The sequence below is a fragment of the uncultured Kushneria sp. genome (assembly GCF_947497025.1).
Lineage (GTDB): Bacteria > Pseudomonadota > Gammaproteobacteria > Pseudomonadales > Halomonadaceae > Kushneria.
The window spans coordinates 209,384-224,277 of the sequence record NZ_CANMFC010000005.1; the positions used below are offsets into that span (position 1 = coordinate 209,384).

The window sequence follows — 14,894 nt, forward strand, 5'->3', positions numbered from 1 at the left end:
CCACCATAGGAGTGACAGCATGGCCAACCCGCTAAAGGTCGACATTGCGGGCCTTTCATATTCGCTCTACTGTCTAACAAAGGCCCGGAATTCGGTGCCTTTCTCCCACCGGATCACCCGCGGGTGTCAGGGACATTTCACCGGGGATGCACGCCATGTCATCCATGCAATCGTTTGTGACACTGTCATTGCTCGGTCTCGGGCTGTCAGGCTGTATGTCCCTGTCCTCGACACAGCCGCTGGGTGTTCAGGAACAGTCCCTGCCGGAATCATGCTATGCCTCCCATGGCGGAACACGTCTGGCCCAGATCCGTGCCATCGCTGACGCGCTGGAATCACAGGGGTACGAGGTGCGTGCCAGTGATGTCGAACTGGGGCTGGTCAGCGCCGAGCGTATCCGGCGCCAGCCGGGTCTGGGCGCCACTCGCCAGTGGCGGGGCAGTGGTTTGGGCTGGTCTGGCAATCGTCGCGGCGGGTTCATGCTGGGCGGCGGGTTCAGCGACCCCTTTGATGTCTTTCGCTCTGACCCCTACAGCGTCGAGCGCGTGTCGGTCAGTGCCGATGATCAGCGCTATCTGGCCGTGCGCAGCGTGATGGTGGTGTCATCGGATGGTTTTGTCATCGATGCTCGCCCCGCTTCTCCGGAACCCTTCTGCCAGCAGACGCACGCCGTCATCGATCAGGCGCTGGCGCGCTCGGGAGCCACCCCATGACACTCGTCGGATATACACCCCGATATGAACGCGGCATGCGATGGGTAGTGCGCGGGCTCGTCATGCTATTGATGCTGGGCGGGCTCAGTGCCTGTGCCACAACTACCTCGCTACCCCCGCCTGAGCGCCTTGAGCACTTTAATGCCCCACCCGAGCAGGTGATGCAGGCCACCATGGCGACCCTGGCCGAGCGCGGCTTTGTCATTGTCTATGGCGATCGTGCGCTCGGCGAACTTCGTGCCAGCTACGCCGCACGCCCGGAATGGCGCGTCGAGGCTCATGTGACGCAAGACTCGCGTGGCAGTGAACTCAACCTCAGAGGCTGGCAGGGCAGGGCGGCGCTGGGTGTGGGGGACTTTGATCGGCTGGTGACGGCCATTGCCGAGCGTCTCGGAGAAGGCCCGCTGTCAGGCCCTGCCGTTCTGACGCCCTGAGCTTCGCGGGCTCAGTCGCCTTTCAAATCAGCAGCAAAGCGTTGCAGCAGTGTCAGGCGTGTCTGACGGGTATCGTCTTCCAGCGGCTGCGCCTGGCCTGCGCCCCAGACCGGCCCGGGCCAGGCGGCGTCCTCTTTTGATCGCGCGATCACATGCACGTGCAACTGCGGCACCATGTTGCCCAGTGCGCCGATGTTAATCTTGTCGGCACCGGTGTGGCGCATCATGAACGCGCCCAGCCGGTCGACCTCCTGCCACAGCAGTGCCCGCTCTGATGCCGGCAGTTCAAAGCTTTCACGAACGACGTCTCGTTGCGGTATCAGAAGTGCCCAGACAAAGCGGGCATCGTTCATCAGGCGCAGCTCGCAGAGTTCGAGCGAGGCCACAAACAGGGTGTCAGCGGCAAGTCTTTCGTGCAGCACAAAGGCCATGACAAGGCTCCATGAGCGGATGGCAAAAGGACAGTAGGGTCAGGGCATTGGAGGCGATCGCTGGTGAAAATGCAAACCGGCGCAAAAAATGCCAGGCTCATGTCATGGGAACGCAATAACGAGTCCATCTATTCCGGACGAGGGCACCCATATCACCCGATCTACAAGGAGTTGTGACGTGAAAAAATGGATGAGCATGATGCTGATTGCCCTCTTTTCCGCAGCCGCGCTGTCAGCCTGTAACACCGTCGGTGGTGCAGGTCAGGACATCGAAGAAGGTGGTGAGTCCATTCAGGACGCTGCCAACTGATCATGTTTCCCGGGCAGGGGCGCAATGCTTCCTGCCCGTTGTATTCCCTCCTAAAGTTTACTCCTGCGCTGACTGTTTTCTGCCTCGATAGCCTCTCTGGCTGCCGGTTTCCACTGTCTGATTGAAGCACCGTGACAGCGATGATGTGCTCAAGTTCAAATGATATAAACATACACTTGATAATCCTTATCATTAAACTTAATGTGACGTCGCTCGGATAACGCCTTCGCATGCCTGAGCGCGGGATTTTGCGCCGATCAAAAATGCGGCAGTGATCTATAACAGTCAGGGGAACAGTCATGAATCAAACGGGGAAGTTCTGTCCCGGTGCAGGGGAAGTACGTTATCTGACCTCGTTGCTGGCCGGGGCGGTGTTATTGCCGGTGACCGGCGGTGTATGGGCGGCCGAGCAGCCCGGTGGTGATGCAGCAGAGACCACGACGGTCACCACGACCACCGCCACGGCCTCCGGCGGTGACGGCTCGCGTCTTGATACGATCACCGTGGAAGGCAACCGGCTCTATGACATGCTTCCCTCGGAGCAGACCGGCGGTTATGGTGTGGATGCCGCCACGGTCGGCACCAAAACGCCCGCCGCCCTGCGTGACATTCCCCAGTCGATCAGCGTGGTGACCCGCGAGGCGATCGAGGATCAGAACTTCGATACGCTCGACCAGATGGCCAGGCGCACGCCCGGCGTTCGCGTACTCTCCAATGACGACGGCCGCTCCTCGATCTACTCGCGCGGCTATGAATACGATGAGTACAACATTGATGGCCTGCCGTCGCCGATGTCGAGCATTACCGGCTCGGTGCCTTCCCTGTCTTCAGTGGATCGAGTCGAATTGATGCGAGGGCCGTCGGGGCTTTTCAACAGCACCAGCGAGATGGGCGGTATCGTCAATCTGGTGCGCAAGCGCCCGACCTATGACTTTCAGGGGCATGTGACCGGTCGCTACGGCAGCTGGGATCAGCGCTATATCGAAACCGACCTCTCCGGCCCGATCAATGCCGATGGCAGCGTGCGTGGTCGGCTGGTGATTGATAACAGCGACACCAATGGCTTTGTCGATCACAACGATAACGAGCGCAACAATTTCTATGGGGCGCTGGACATCGATCTGGATGACGCCACCACGCTGTCGCTTGCCTTTTTGCGCCAGAGCAAGGACATCACCGTTAACAACGGTGTGCCCACCGACACCAATGGCAATCTTCTCGATATACGTCGCTCCAAATTCTTTGGTGCCGATTGGAACAGCTTTGATAGTCAGTCCAATGACTGGATTGCCGAGCTGACCCACCGCTTTGATAACGGTGGCTATGGTCGCGTAGCGGCGCGATATTCCAATCGCAATGCCGATTACAACTACATCTTTGGCGGCAGTACCGGTATCAATGCCGACAACGAGATCAGTGTGGCAGGTACTGGCGCCCACATTGATCAGCAGTCGGTATCGGCAGATGCCAGCTATAGCCAGCCGTTCGAACTGATGGGGAATACGAGCGAGTTTGTGGTAGGTACGGACTACAAGCGTTATGAGCTCGAAAATGAAGCTTCTCGTTCCCAGAATGTCTACGGGGAGCAGGGTGCTATCGGTTTTGTCGACGCTGACGGTTTCGCCGGCCTTCCCTATCGTGATCTGTTACAGCAGGGCCGCAACGGCGCTGGCGGTTTCCGCTATAACGACGACCGCACCACCCTTGAGGAGTACGGGCTCTATACCAAATTGACCTTCCGTCCCATTCAGGATCTGGCCCTGATCGGTGGTGGACGTGTCAGTGCCTACAATGCGCGCGCCAATGACCGTGTGGCGGGGGAGACCGACTCGCGCAGCGATGATGCAAAGTTCACGCCCTACGCCGGGCTGGTCTATGACCTCGACAGTCATCATTCGCTTTACGCCAGCTACTCGGAAGTCTTTAATCCCCAGACCTCGCTGGTGGGTGATGCTGGAAACCGGGAACTGCTGAAACCCCGTGAAGGTCAGCAGTATGAAACGGGCATCAAGGGAAGCTATTTCAACGGCGATCTCAATGCCCGTTTGAGTGCCTTTCGGATGTATGACGAAAATCGTGCCGCGAGCACGCCGGATGGCGATACGGTTTCAAGCGGTAAAACCCGCATTCAGGGGGCCGAGCTGGAGCTGACCGGCAGCATTACCGATCAGTGGGATGTGATCGCTGGTTATACCTATCTGGACACCGAGGTAAAGGATGGCGATGAAGAAGCCACTTTCCTTTTGATGCCAAACAACATGGTCAATCTCTGGACCCAGTATGGCTTTGAAGGCGGTGTTCTGGATGGCTTCCGCATCGGTGGCGGTGTGACAGCGATGGATGGCTTTCACTCCAGTCAGGGGGTCGAAGCGCCAGGCTATGCGGTGGTCGATGCCATGGTCGGCTATGACTTTACCCGGAACCTGTCAGGGCAGCTCAATTTCAATAACATCCTCGACAAGAAATACTATGACCGTGTCGGTAGCTTTGGCACGTTCAACATGTATGGCGCACCCTCAAACGTCGTTGCGTCACTACGCTACGATTTCTGAGGCCAGCCGGGCTCCTGCCTGCATGGTAGGTGGCCCCGCATGAAACATTGAAAACCCGGCACATGGCCGGGTTTTTTAATGCTCATGGATCGCCTTTAACCTGTCACCGAATGCCCAGCGTGGCCCCCCCGTCGATGCGCATATCGTGCAGGGTGATATGACGGGCGCGGTCAGAGAGCAAAAAGCGAATCGCCTCGCTAACGTCTTCGGGTTCGGCAATGCGCTGGAGCGGAATGCCCAGCTTCCAGTCTTCCAGTGAGCCGCGAATCACGTTGTCGCGACCGCTGTCATCGACCCACATGCCGCGCTGCATGTCGGTATCCGTGGAGCCGGGCGAGACGATGTTGCAGCGCACGTTGTATTCGGCCATTTCCAGCCCAAGACAGCGCACCAGTTGATGCGTGGCGGCCTTGGAGGCGCAGTAGGCGCCCATGGCCTGACGCGGCGTATCGGCGGCATTGGAGCCGACCACCACGATCGCCCCCTGTCCACGCTCGGCCATGCGCCGGGCCACGGCGCGGGTGACATTGAACACCCCGGTAGTATTCACATTCAGCGCATGCAGCCACTGAGCATCGGTCAGCTCCGTGACGCGGCCCATTTGCAACACACCGGCCACATGCGCCAAGCGCGTGATGGGCGCGTGGGCCTCGATCTCGTCGATGGCGGCGTCTACCGCAGTCGAGTCGCTGACATCCACCACGTGTGCGCTGACCCGTTCGGGGCCGAATTCGTGACTCAGCTGTGCCGCCGTACTCGAGAGCGCGTCTGCGAGACTGTCCAGCAGGGCAACGCTGGCACCTTCCTCAAGAAGATCACGCGCCAGCGTGGCGCCGATCCCGCGGGCCGCGCCGGTAATGACGATGTGGTCGCCCTTGAACTCGCCGCTCATTTGAGTTCATCCATGATGCGATGACGCTCCTGGTGATAGCGTTCCTCGTTCCAGCAGTGGCGCCAGTAGGGCACCGCGTAGAGCTGACGTTTGGTCAGGCCGCGAATGCCCATCAGATGCTCGCGCAGTGACAGGACCGCCGAATTCTCGCCGCCGACCCAGGCCGAGATGCTACCGGCGTCGGGGAAATCCATGGCGCGCACCGCATCAATCTGCACGGTCGACAGACATGACGGGATATCGCCGCGATAGAGCCAGTGCACGTCAACACCCGGCGGATGGCGCAGCGGCTGGCGTTCGGCAGGGCTTTCCACTTCGATCAGCACCATGCCGCGGGCTTGCTCGCTCATGGCTTCCAGCAGGGCGCTGATAGCGGGCAGGGCGGTCATGTCGCCGGCGATCAGTGACCAGTCGGCCGGCGGCAGCAGCGGATCGGGCCCGCCCGGACCGCTAATGCCGATCAGGTCGCCGGGCCGGGCAGCCAGCGCCCAGCGCGAGGCCGGGCCTTCATCGCCGTGGGCGACGAAATCCACGCTCAACTCGCGCCGTTCGACATCGAAATGGCGCACGCTGTAGGTGCGGGTAATCGGCTTTTCCTCGGCCGCCGGCCAGACCACGCCGGTCTCGGTCAGCTGTGGCAGCACCGGTGCGCCTTGATGTTCAAGCGGCAAAAAGACCTTGATATGGCCGCCACCACGGTGGGCGGGAAAGCCTTCCAGCGCCCCTCCGCCGAGCACAATGCGGATCATGTGCTCGGTGATGACTTCACGGCGGACCACTTCCAGCAGCATCGGCGGGCGCTTTTTGCCCTTTGCCGGTGGTGCCTTCGCCACCTGGGCGGCGGTCGTTTCGGCAACACTCATGCACTTGCTCCCTGACGGTTGAGCAGCGCGACCCAGTCGACAATGGTCGGCGCCTCGACCAGATCCATGAAACTGACATCAAAGCCTTCCCGGCGCAGTTCCTCGACAAACGTCATCATGCGCATCGAGTCCAGCCCGTAGAAAAGCAGGTTGTCATCGGCCGGGATCTCCTCGGCGCTGACGCCGGCCAGGGTGGCGACTCGCTCGGTCAGCGCTGCCTGGGTCATGTCACCCGCGGCCTGCTGACCCTTTTGTGCAGATTCCAGCGCCTCAAGGGTCTGGGCGCTGGTGGTCACCACGCCGCAGCGCCCGGCCACGTATTCAAGGGCCATGTCATGACGCGCGCGGGAGAAATCCGCCACACCGTCGGTGAGCATGAAGCACTGCACGTCCTGCATGAAGCCTTCCAGTGCCGTGGCCATGCAGCCGATATGGGCATATACCCCGCCAATGATCAGCTGATCGCGCCCCCAGGTGGACATGCGCTCGCGCAGGTCGCTGCGCTGAAAGGCGCTGTAGCGCCACTTGGTCAGCACCACATCGCCATCCTGTGGGGCAAGCTCATCCACCACCGGATATTGCTCGGGATGGGCCGGCAGGCCCGGGCCCCAGAAATCGTTGAGCAGGGCGCGATCATCATCGGGCTGATCGGTCGGCTGGGCGGTGTAGACCACCGGCACACCCACGGCACGGGCGGCCTTGATCAGTGCCGCCAGATGATGAACCACTTCAGGGATCGGTGCGGCACTCACGTCATACTTGGCCAGAAAATAGCGCTGCATGTCGTGAATCAGCAGTACCGCGCGCGCCGGGTCGACCTGCCAGTTGACCCGGTTGTCGGGCAGATCGGCAGTGCCAGGCAGTGAATAGCTCGCGATGGCGGGAATGGCCATGATACCTCTCCTGTAATCTTTCAGCGCCGCCGGCAGTCGTCACTCACCGGCAGGTGCATCGGCTGCAAACCAGTGCGCCTTGAGCGTCTGGCGAAGCGCCTTTTTGCTGATCTTGCCCACCCCGGTCTGAGGGAAGGCCTCAAGAAATTCAAAGCGCTCGGGCACCTTGTAGTTGGCAAGGCCCCGCTCGCGCAGAAATCGTGCCAGTACCATCGGCTTTGGCGCTTCGCCACGTGGGACCACAAAGGCGCAGACCCGTTCGCCCAGATAGGGATCGGGCATGGCCACAACGGCGACATCATGAACGTTGTCATGGGCCAGCAGCTGGTTTTCGACTTCTTCGGCGGCCACCTTCTCGCCGCCGCGGTTGATCTGATCCTTGTCGCGACCTTCGACGATCAGATAGCCGTCGACCGTCATCTGAACGCGATCACCGGTGCGATAAAAGCCATCGCGCGTGAAGGCGCGCTGGTTGTGAGCGCCTTCAGGCTCATCCCCTTCGGATGGCGCCACGAAATAGCCCGGGATGGTGTAGGGCCCGCGCGTGATCAGATGGCCCACGCCGCCTGGCGGGATCGGCTGATCGTCGTCATCGACCACCAGCACCTCATCAAGCGGTGACATCGGCTGACCCTGGGTGGTGTTGATCAGCTCGATCGGGTCATCAAGGCCGGTGTAGTTGACCAGCCCCTCGGCCATGCCAAAGACCTGCTGCAGTCGACAGCCCAGTGTCGGTGCCACGCGGCGTGCTGCTTCGCTGACCAGCTTGGCCCCGCCGACCTGCAGGATGTCGAGACTTGAAAGATCGGCCTGTGTATGGGCGGCGCTGTCGAGCCACAGCATGGCCAGCGGGGGTACCAGCGAGGTCATGGTGACCCGCTCGCGCTCGATCAGCGTGAAGCACTCATCGGGGCTGGGTCGCGGTGCAATCACCAGCCGGCCGCCGCCGAGCAGCACACCCAGAAAGCCCGGCGAGCTCATGGGGAAATTATGCGCAATCGGTAGTGCGATCAGATAGACCGTATCAGGCGTCACCGCGCAGGCGCGATTGCTCTCGCGCAGGCTGTAATGATAGTCGTCATGTCGACGCGGAATCAGCTTGGGCACGCCCGTGGTGCCGCCGGAGAGCTGGAAAAAGGCCAGATCATGGGCATCTGGCACGTCCTCGACCGGCTCGCCCTCGTGCTCAAGAAGGCTGTTGAAGGCAGTGAACTCCTGGGCCTCGCCGCAGACGATGACCTGCTCGAGCGTGGGGACTGTCTCGCGGACGTCGCGTGCCATGGCGCGATAGTCAAAGCCGGCGTCTTTATCGCAGATCAAAAGCGCACGCGCCGTCGCGGCGCGACAGAAATGCTCGATCTCAAAGCGGCGATGCGCCGGCAGGGCGAACACCGGCAGCGCGCCCAGACGAAAGAGGGCAAAGCAGGCCACCACGAACTCATGGCGGTTGGGCAGCTGGATGACGACCCGGTCACCGCGCTCGATGCCCTGGCGGCGCAGACCGCGGGCAAAGGCATCCACGCGCTGATCAAGTTCGGTGTAGCTCAGGCGCAGGTCACCGTCGACCAGCGCTTCGCGCGGGCCGTGTTCGGCACCCAGGCGGCGCAGCATGGCGCCGAAGGTTTCATCGATCCAGCAGCCCTCGTTACGGTAAAGATGCTGGCGCTCGAGCGGATAGTCCGGGCAGCGTTCGATGATGTCATCAAGCGTGGCGCGCCGGGTCGGCGCTGTTGTCGAGGAAGATATCGGGTTGGTCATGATCAGGCAGCCGCGTTCGTGGCATCGTCTTCGTAATCAAGGCCCATGGCATCCAGCATGGTCCGCATCTTGGCCGCTGTTTCCTCGAGCTCCCCCTGCGGGCTGGAGCCCGGCACGACACCTGCGCCGGCAAACACGCGCACATGGTCGGGAGCCAGCTCGGCGCAGCGTATGGCAATGGCCCATTCGCCATCACCAGTGTCATTACACCAGCCGACCAGGCCGGTGAAATAGCCGCGCTCAAAACCTTCAAGTGATTCGATGGCCTGATGAGCGTCCTGCCAGGGCGCGCCGCAGACCGCCGGGGTGGGGTGCAGTGCGGCCGCCACACTCAGTGAGGTCATGGTGGGGTCCGCCAGTTCCCCTTCAAGCGTGGTGGAAAGATGCCACATGCGATCGGTGGCCATCACTTCCGGGCCTTCCGGAACCTCCAGGGTGCGGCACAGCGGGCGAAGGGCGGTTACAATGGCATCCACGACCAGCGCGTGTTCGCGCAGATCCTTGTCGGAGATGCCAAGCCCCTCGGCGCGGCGCTGGTCTTCCTGCGGATCACTGTGACGAGGGATGGAACCCGCCAGCGGATTGGCGATGACCCGGTTGCCCTCGCGGCGAATCAAAAGCTCGGGGCTTGCACCCACAAGGCTCTCGGTGTCACTGGTCGGCAGGGTAAAGTTATAGCCTCGCGGATTGATGCTTAAAAGCCGTTTCAACAGGGCCTGCACATCCACCGATGCCTGAGTGTGCGCGCGTAGCGACCGGGCCAACACGACCTTGTTGAGCCTGGTGGTCTCAAAAAGTGTCAGCGCACTGTCCACGGCCCGGCAGTAATGCTCGGCTGCCGGCTCCGGCGTGATCGCCAGGGCGCGGGTCTCAAGCGGTGCACTGCCAGGGCACTGCTCAAACGTGCCGGGGGCGGCGCGCAGCAGCTCCCGGGGCATAAAAAGGCGCGCGCTGTCAGCGTGATTAAACGGAATCAGGCCCATGATGACGGGATCCGGATGCCCCTGGGCACGCGCCGTATCGAACAGCTCGCGAGCGGCATCATCGAGTGTATGGGGCCGGGCATCCGGCGTGTGACATTCATGGGCAATGCCACGTCCGAGCAGGGTTGTGGCCGGTGAAGAGAAAAAGGCGTCGCCCGGTTTGAGCCCCTCAAGCAGCCCCCAGGGGGCCTGATCCATGGAAAACCGGGAAGGAAATGGCTGATTCACGTTGACTCCTGACAAGTCGCGTTGTCAGTGGACGGGCACCGGAAGGTGTTATTCGGTGCGGTAACAGAGCGCCACTCTAGCCCAAATGAGAAACATTATCAAAATCATTTGTGTTGGCAAAAGCCTTCTGTTGGCCAGCTTGATGAGCTCGGCGCAGGCCCTTGTACGATCGGCTATGCTTGCCGGGATATGTGAACATGCCGGTCAACGTGACCCATTGCAGGAGCGCTCGATGCAGGACCTTTCTCGCCACTCGACGTCTGACGTCCACATCGAGTGGGCCGACCGGCTGGCGGCAACCAGCTTTTTTAACGCCCTGTTGCGCGAAACCACGCACTGGTGGCTGGAGAGCCTTGGCAGTAACGAGATTGCCGTCATTCCCCTGACCGACGATCGCAACTTCTGTCTGCGTCTGACGCTTGAGCATCGAAGCCTTTCGGGACGCTGTCGCATCCAGCTGCCGGTGATGCGGACAACGGGTGACGCGCTCGAGGCCATCTCTTTCGAGCAGGCTGTGACGGCCCTGCTGGAAAGTCCGTGGCTACGTGAGCATCCGCTGGTTGGCCAACTTGATGACGCGCGGCGCGAGACGTTCTTCAAAAGCGTGATGGGCAGTCGCGACACCATTGCCGCCGCTCTGGCCGGGCGCGATGATCTTGACCATCTCATCCAGGGGCCGCTCGGGTTTCTCGAGGCCGAGCAGGGGTTGCTGGTCGGTCACGACTTTCACCCGGCGCCCAAGTCTCAGGCGCCCTTTGATGCCGGGCAGGCGCATGACCATACCCCCGAGCATCGGGCCTGTTTCGGGCTTGTCTGGTGGGGCGTCTCTCCGGCGCGCGCGATAGGGAACAGCAGTCGTGACACCGCGGCCGCGGCCATGATGCACGATCTTTTGCCCGAAACGCTGGCCGAGTGGCTGCCGGTGGGGTTCAGTGCGCTGCCGATGCATCCCTGGCAGTCCCGTTTTCTGCAAAGCCGCGACGATATCGCGGCCCTGATCGATGCCGGTGAACTGGTCGTGCTGGGCGAGGAGCGTGACGATGCCGCCACCACGCGGCGCTGGTATCCGACCTCATCGCATCGCTCGCTTTACTGTCCGCAGACCGACTGGATGGTCAAGGGCTCGCTGTCGGCGAAGTTGACCAACTCCCTTCGAGTGCTGCACGGCAACGAGGTGATGCGCGGGCTGCGGCTGGATCGCTGGTGGCCGGGAGTGAGCGTTGAGATTCGCGAGCACTTTCATTTGATGCAGGAACCGGCCTGGCTGGGCTGGAAAAACGACGACGGTGAGATCGATGAGGCGAGCCTGGCGCTGTTGCGTGAAAATCGCATCCAGGGGCCTGACGCGCCGAGCGTGGTGCTCGCCACGCTGACCCAGCCGCTGGGCAAGACCGGCCAGACACTGCTGGCCAACGGTGTCAGGCGCCTGGCCGCACTGGACAACCTCGGCGAACGCGAGGCGGCGCTTTCATGGTTTGAAGCCTTCTGCAAGCGGGTGCTGTTGCCGCTGATCCGGTTGGTGGTCGAGGAGGGCATCGTGCTGCTGGCCCATCAGCAAAACATTGTGGTGCGCCTTGAGCGTGAACGTCCGGTGGGCGTGGACTATCGCGACTGCCAGGGCAGCGGGGTCACCGCGCACTTTCTGGCGCGTCATCCCGAGGAAAGCGTCAGTCAGGACCATCGCATCACGGCGGACATGCTCAAGCGCTATTTTCCCTATTATGTCATCGTCAATTCGGCTCTCTCGGTCACGGCTGCGCTTTCCGAGGCGGGGCTTGTCGATGAGTCCGTGCTGGTCGCGCATCTGCGTGATCATCTGGCGGCGCTGCGCCACCACTGCCGTGGCGGCGATACCACGCTGCTCGATCATCTTTTGACATCACCTACGCTGGAGGTCAAAAGCAACTTCTTCTGCTATCTGTCCGGCATCAACGAGTCCACGCTGGATGACCCGGCCAACATCTATCTGGATATGCCCAATCCGCTGTTGACCCCGTCCACTGACGATTGAGGCCTGCACGTTTTGAACCATGACCCTGATACCGCGAGAAATCACCATGTCCAGCCATGACGATCTGTCTGCCAGCGAAAGGCTGGCGCCCTCGCAGGAGCGCTCGCTTCTGGACGCCATCGATCATCATTTCGCGACCCGCCCGGCGTGTCGTCTCCTGATTCTTGATGACGCCTGGCGTGCGGACCCTTACTGGTATCCCCTGTGCCAGGCGCTGGGCGCGCCAAGGGTGCTGCGCGAAAGCTTCTATCAGCGCCCGTGGCAGTGGCTGCAGTCCGACTACGCCGCGCAGCCCTTCCAGATCGAGCTGGGTCGGCCCTGGCGGCCGGCCAGGCCCCACGGCGTGGTGTATGAACGCCTCGACCCGCGGCTGGACAAGCGTCTGACCCTGCGGGTGTGCGACGGCGAGCGCGATCTCGATCGTCTGCATCAGTGGATGCACAGTGAGCGGGTGGCCCGTTTCTGGCAGCAGAACAAGCCGCGTGAGGCATTTGCCGAGTGGCTGTCGCACCGGCTGACCGAGCCGCATCGACTGTCGCTGATCGGCGAGCTGGACGGCGAGGCATTCGGTTATTTCGAACTCTACTGGGCGCCTGAAGACGTACTGGGCGAGTACTACGACTGGCAGGCCTTTGACCGCGGTCTGCATGTGCTGGTCGGCGAAGAAGACTTCCGCGGCACGCAGTTCGTGGATGCCTGGCTGACCGCGCTTCAGCACTACGCTTATCTGAGCGAGCCACGCACCGAGCGCATCGTGCTGGAACCCGATGCCGGCAACGAGCGCATTTTTCGCCATCTCGAACGGCTGGGGCTTTTCAGCCAGCGTGAATTTGATCTGCCCGACAAGCGCGCCATGCTGGTCATGGGCAAGCGCCATCACTTTTTTGGACAGGTGATGTGATGGTGTTTGACTCGACCCGATCGGCACCGGTCTCGATCCTGCCGCCGCCGCTTGCCGCCATCGATCCTGACGAGGCCATCCGCCGTCACTGGTCGCGTGCCAACCGCGCGCTGATCGCCAAAATGATCAGCGAGCTGGCCTGGGAGCAGGTGCTGCTGCCCGAGGGCGGCCCGAAAAGCTGGCGGCTGGATATCGAGGCGGTTGCCTCGGAGGATCGCAGCACGTCGGCCGAGAGCCGAGCCTGCGGCCGCTGGCACTTTCAGGCCGATACCAACCTGTGGGGGCAGCTGCTGATCGAGGTCGACAGCCTGCGCGGGCCGAAAGGTACCAGTGAGATGCCGGAGGCGGCCGAGTTCCTGCTGGCGCTGGCCCCCGGCATGGGCATGAATGACGCCCAGCTGGCCGAGCATCTGGAAGATCTTTACAACACCCTGCGCGGTGACTGCTATCTGATCGAAGTGCATCAGCGCTTGAACGCCGATGAGGCCATTCGGCTTTTTGAGCCGCAGCGTCAGGCCGTGCTCGATGGCCACCCCAAGTTCCTGTTCAACAAGGGGCGGCGCGGCTGGGGCGTAGAATCGCTTGAGCGCTATGCGCCGGAGTACGGCCATCCCTTTCAGGTCGAGTGGCTGATGGTGCGCCGCGCGCGGCTCAAAAGCAGCCGCATGGCCATCGATGACAATGTCCTGCTCGACAGTGTGCTGGAGGAAAGTGACAAGCGTGCCCTGCTGGCCGCGCGCGATGGCAAGTGTGCGGTGCTGGGGGAGAGGGCTGACGCGTATGCGCTGATGCCGGTCCACCCCTGGCAGTGGGCGCGCATGCTCGCCATGCTGCACGTCGGCGATATCGGTCGCGGTGACATGGCCTGGCTGGGCGCCTTTGGCGATCACTTTGTAGCCCAGCAGTCGCTGCGTACGCTGACCAATGCCAGCCGCACCGGGCAGTATGATCTCAAGCTGCCGATTACCATCATGAATACCTCAAGCTATCGCGGCATTCCGGGTCAGTACATGCTCGCAGGCCCTGCCGCCTCACACTGGCTTCAGGCGCGCGCGGCAGATGACGAGGAGTTTCAGCGGGCCGGGCTCGAGATTCTGGCCGAGCCGGCCCCGGCGGTGGTCGAGCATGATCAATATGGCCGGCTGGAGGCGGCGCCCTATCGCTTTCGCGAACTGTGCGGGGTGATCTGGCGTGAAGGGCTTGCACCACGAGTGGGCAAGGGCGAACACGCGCTGTTGATGTCGGAGCTGATGCAGTGCGATGCCCGCGGCCGGGCCTGGCTTGCGGCCTATATCGAGGCATCCGGCATCGAGGCCGAGCAGTGGCTTTCCCGCATGTTCGAGGCGACGCTGATCCCGATGTATCATCTGATCTGCCGATTCGGGGTCATTATTATCGCCCACGGGCAGAATCTGACGTTGATCCTGCGCGATGGCGTACCACACCGACTGGCGCTCAAGGATTTTCAGGGCGACCTGCGCCTGGTCGATGAGGATTTCCCCGAGGCTCATGATCTGCCGCGTGAGCTGGTGGAGGTCACCGTGCGTCTGCCGCCGGAAAAACTGATTCACGATCTCCAGACCGGGCATTTCGTGACGCTTCTGCGCTTTGTGGCGCCGCTGGCCGCGCAGGCCGGTGTCAGCGAGACACGTTTTTACCAGCTCTGTGCCAGGGCGCTGGGCGACTATATGGCCCGTCAGCCCGATCTTCAGGCGCGCTTTGACCTGTTCAGCCTGTTCAAGCCGCGCATTTTGCGACTGGGGCTTAATCGCTCGAAGTTTCTGCATGCCAATGATCACTCGGCGGCGCGCATGCTGCCGGACATGGATCATTTAATCGATAACCCGCTCTATCACTGCCTGAGTGACGACGATCCGCTACGCCAGCAGGGCGAGGCGGCACTGTCGCGTCAGGGCGCGTAACCA

At 61.9% G+C, this 14,894-nt stretch carries 13 protein-coding genes; 7 read left to right on the forward strand and 6 right to left on the reverse strand.

The window, feature by feature from the left end:
- Positions 1-155: 155 nt before the first annotated feature.
- Both Q0931_RS11270 and Q0931_RS11275 read left to right on the forward strand, forming a co-directional pair.
- Positions 156-713: a hypothetical protein gene (locus tag Q0931_RS11270; protein ID WP_299260320.1), complete on the forward strand. Its 558-nt coding sequence runs from the start codon at positions 156-158 to the stop codon at positions 711-713.
- Positions 710-1,147 (forward strand): hypothetical protein, encoded by a 438-nt coding sequence (locus Q0931_RS11275; protein WP_299260322.1) that lies wholly within the window; start codon positions 710-712, stop codon positions 1,145-1,147. The genes Q0931_RS11270 and Q0931_RS11275 overlap by 4 nt, the downstream gene beginning before the upstream one ends.
- 11 nt (positions 1,148-1,158) lie before the next feature.
- Here Q0931_RS11275 and Q0931_RS11280 read toward each other — a convergent pair whose 3' ends face one another.
- A complete protein-coding gene (locus Q0931_RS11280) occupies positions 1,159-1,578 on the reverse strand; it encodes an HIT family protein (protein WP_299260324.1) in 420 nt (139 codons plus the stop codon).
- Between the two features lie 178 nt (positions 1,579-1,756).
- On the opposite strand from Q0931_RS11280, the gene Q0931_RS11285 reads away from it, so the two are divergent.
- Positions 1,757-1,888: an entericidin A/B family lipoprotein gene (locus Q0931_RS11285; protein WP_086621841.1), complete on the forward strand. Its 132-nt coding sequence runs from the start codon at positions 1,757-1,759 to the stop codon at positions 1,886-1,888.
- A gap of 299 nt (positions 1,889-2,187) precedes the next feature.
- Positions 2,188-4,440, forward strand: coding sequence for a TonB-dependent siderophore receptor (locus Q0931_RS11290; RefSeq protein ID WP_299260330.1), 2,253 nt, complete (start codon positions 2,188-2,190; stop codon positions 4,438-4,440).
- A 103-nt stretch (positions 4,441-4,543) separates the two neighbouring features.
- Here Q0931_RS11290 and Q0931_RS11295 read toward each other — a convergent pair whose 3' ends face one another.
- From Q0931_RS11295 to Q0931_RS11315, 5 genes are read right to left on the reverse strand one after another with little or no spacing between them, the layout of a single operon-like run.
- Positions 4,544-5,332, reverse strand: a complete 789-nt coding sequence (locus Q0931_RS11295; RefSeq protein WP_299260332.1) for a 2,3-dihydro-2,3-dihydroxybenzoate dehydrogenase — start codon at positions 5,330-5,332, stop codon at positions 4,544-4,546.
- Complete coding sequence (locus Q0931_RS11300) at positions 5,329-6,195, reverse strand: siderophore-interacting protein (RefSeq protein ID WP_299260334.1); 867 nt, start codon at positions 6,193-6,195, stop codon at positions 5,329-5,331. Before Q0931_RS11300 ends, Q0931_RS11295 begins: the two co-directional genes overlap by 4 nt.
- Positions 6,192-7,088: an isochorismatase family protein gene (locus Q0931_RS11305; protein ID WP_299260336.1), complete on the reverse strand. Its 897-nt coding sequence runs from the start codon at positions 7,086-7,088 to the stop codon at positions 6,192-6,194. The genes Q0931_RS11300 and Q0931_RS11305 overlap by 4 nt, the downstream gene beginning before the upstream one ends.
- A gap of 39 nt (positions 7,089-7,127) precedes the next feature.
- Positions 7,128-8,846, reverse strand: coding sequence for an AMP-binding protein (locus tag Q0931_RS11310; RefSeq protein WP_299260338.1), 1,719 nt, complete (start codon positions 8,844-8,846; stop codon positions 7,128-7,130).
- A 2-nt stretch (positions 8,847-8,848) separates the two neighbouring features.
- A complete protein-coding gene (locus tag Q0931_RS11315) occupies positions 8,849-10,057 on the reverse strand; it encodes an isochorismate synthase (RefSeq protein ID WP_299260340.1) in 1,209 nt (402 codons plus the stop codon).
- A 232-nt stretch (positions 10,058-10,289) separates the two neighbouring features.
- Between Q0931_RS11315 and Q0931_RS11320 the strand changes: the two genes are divergently transcribed.
- Genes Q0931_RS11320 through Q0931_RS11330 form a run of 3 tightly spaced genes read left to right on the forward strand, consistent with a single transcriptional unit; the run spans position 10,290 to position 14,891 of the window.
- The gene (locus Q0931_RS11320; RefSeq protein ID WP_299260342.1) at positions 10,290-12,068 is read left to right on the forward strand and encodes an IucA/IucC family protein; all 1,779 of its coding nucleotides are present in this window, start codon (positions 10,290-10,292) and stop codon (positions 12,066-12,068) included.
- 46 nt (positions 12,069-12,114) lie between these two features.
- Complete coding sequence (locus tag Q0931_RS11325) at positions 12,115-12,969, forward strand: GNAT family N-acetyltransferase (RefSeq protein ID WP_299260344.1); 855 nt, start codon at positions 12,115-12,117, stop codon at positions 12,967-12,969.
- Positions 12,969-14,891: an IucA/IucC family protein gene (locus Q0931_RS11330; protein ID WP_299260346.1), complete on the forward strand. Its 1,923-nt coding sequence runs from the start codon at positions 12,969-12,971 to the stop codon at positions 14,889-14,891. Before Q0931_RS11325 ends, Q0931_RS11330 begins: the two co-directional genes overlap by 1 nt.
- The last annotated feature ends 3 nt before the right edge of the window (positions 14,892-14,894 follow it).

What these genes read in the sequence shown, in the direction of transcription:
- Q0931_RS11270 (WP_299260320.1), top strand. Translation starts at nt 156, where the DNA reads ATGTCATCCATGCAATCGTTTGTGACACTGTCATTGCTCGGTCTCGGG.
- Q0931_RS11275 (WP_299260322.1), top strand. Translation starts at nt 710, where the DNA reads ATGACACTCGTCGGATATACACCCCGATATGAACGCGGCATGCGATGG.
- Q0931_RS11280 (WP_299260324.1), bottom strand. Translation starts at nt 1,578, where the DNA reads ATGGCCTTTGTGCTGCACGAAAGACTTGCCGCTGACACCCTGTTTGTG.
- Q0931_RS11290 (WP_299260330.1), top strand. Translation starts at nt 2,188, where the DNA reads ATGAATCAAACGGGGAAGTTCTGTCCCGGTGCAGGGGAAGTACGTTAT.
- Q0931_RS11295 (WP_299260332.1), bottom strand. Translation starts at nt 5,332, where the DNA reads ATGAGCGGCGAGTTCAAGGGCGACCACATCGTCATTACCGGCGCGGCC.
- Q0931_RS11300 (WP_299260334.1), bottom strand. Translation starts at nt 6,195, where the DNA reads ATGAGTGTTGCCGAAACGACCGCCGCCCAGGTGGCGAAGGCACCACCG.
- Q0931_RS11305 (WP_299260336.1), bottom strand. Translation starts at nt 7,088, where the DNA reads ATGGCCATTCCCGCCATCGCGAGCTATTCACTGCCTGGCACTGCCGAT.
- Q0931_RS11310 (WP_299260338.1), bottom strand. Translation starts at nt 8,846, where the DNA reads ATGACCAACCCGATATCTTCCTCGACAACAGCGCCGACCCGGCGCGCC.
- Q0931_RS11320 (WP_299260342.1), top strand. Translation starts at nt 10,290, where the DNA reads ATGCAGGACCTTTCTCGCCACTCGACGTCTGACGTCCACATCGAGTGG.
- Q0931_RS11325 (WP_299260344.1), top strand. Translation starts at nt 12,115, where the DNA reads ATGTCCAGCCATGACGATCTGTCTGCCAGCGAAAGGCTGGCGCCCTCG.
- Q0931_RS11330 (WP_299260346.1), top strand. Translation starts at nt 12,969, where the DNA reads ATGGTGTTTGACTCGACCCGATCGGCACCGGTCTCGATCCTGCCGCCG.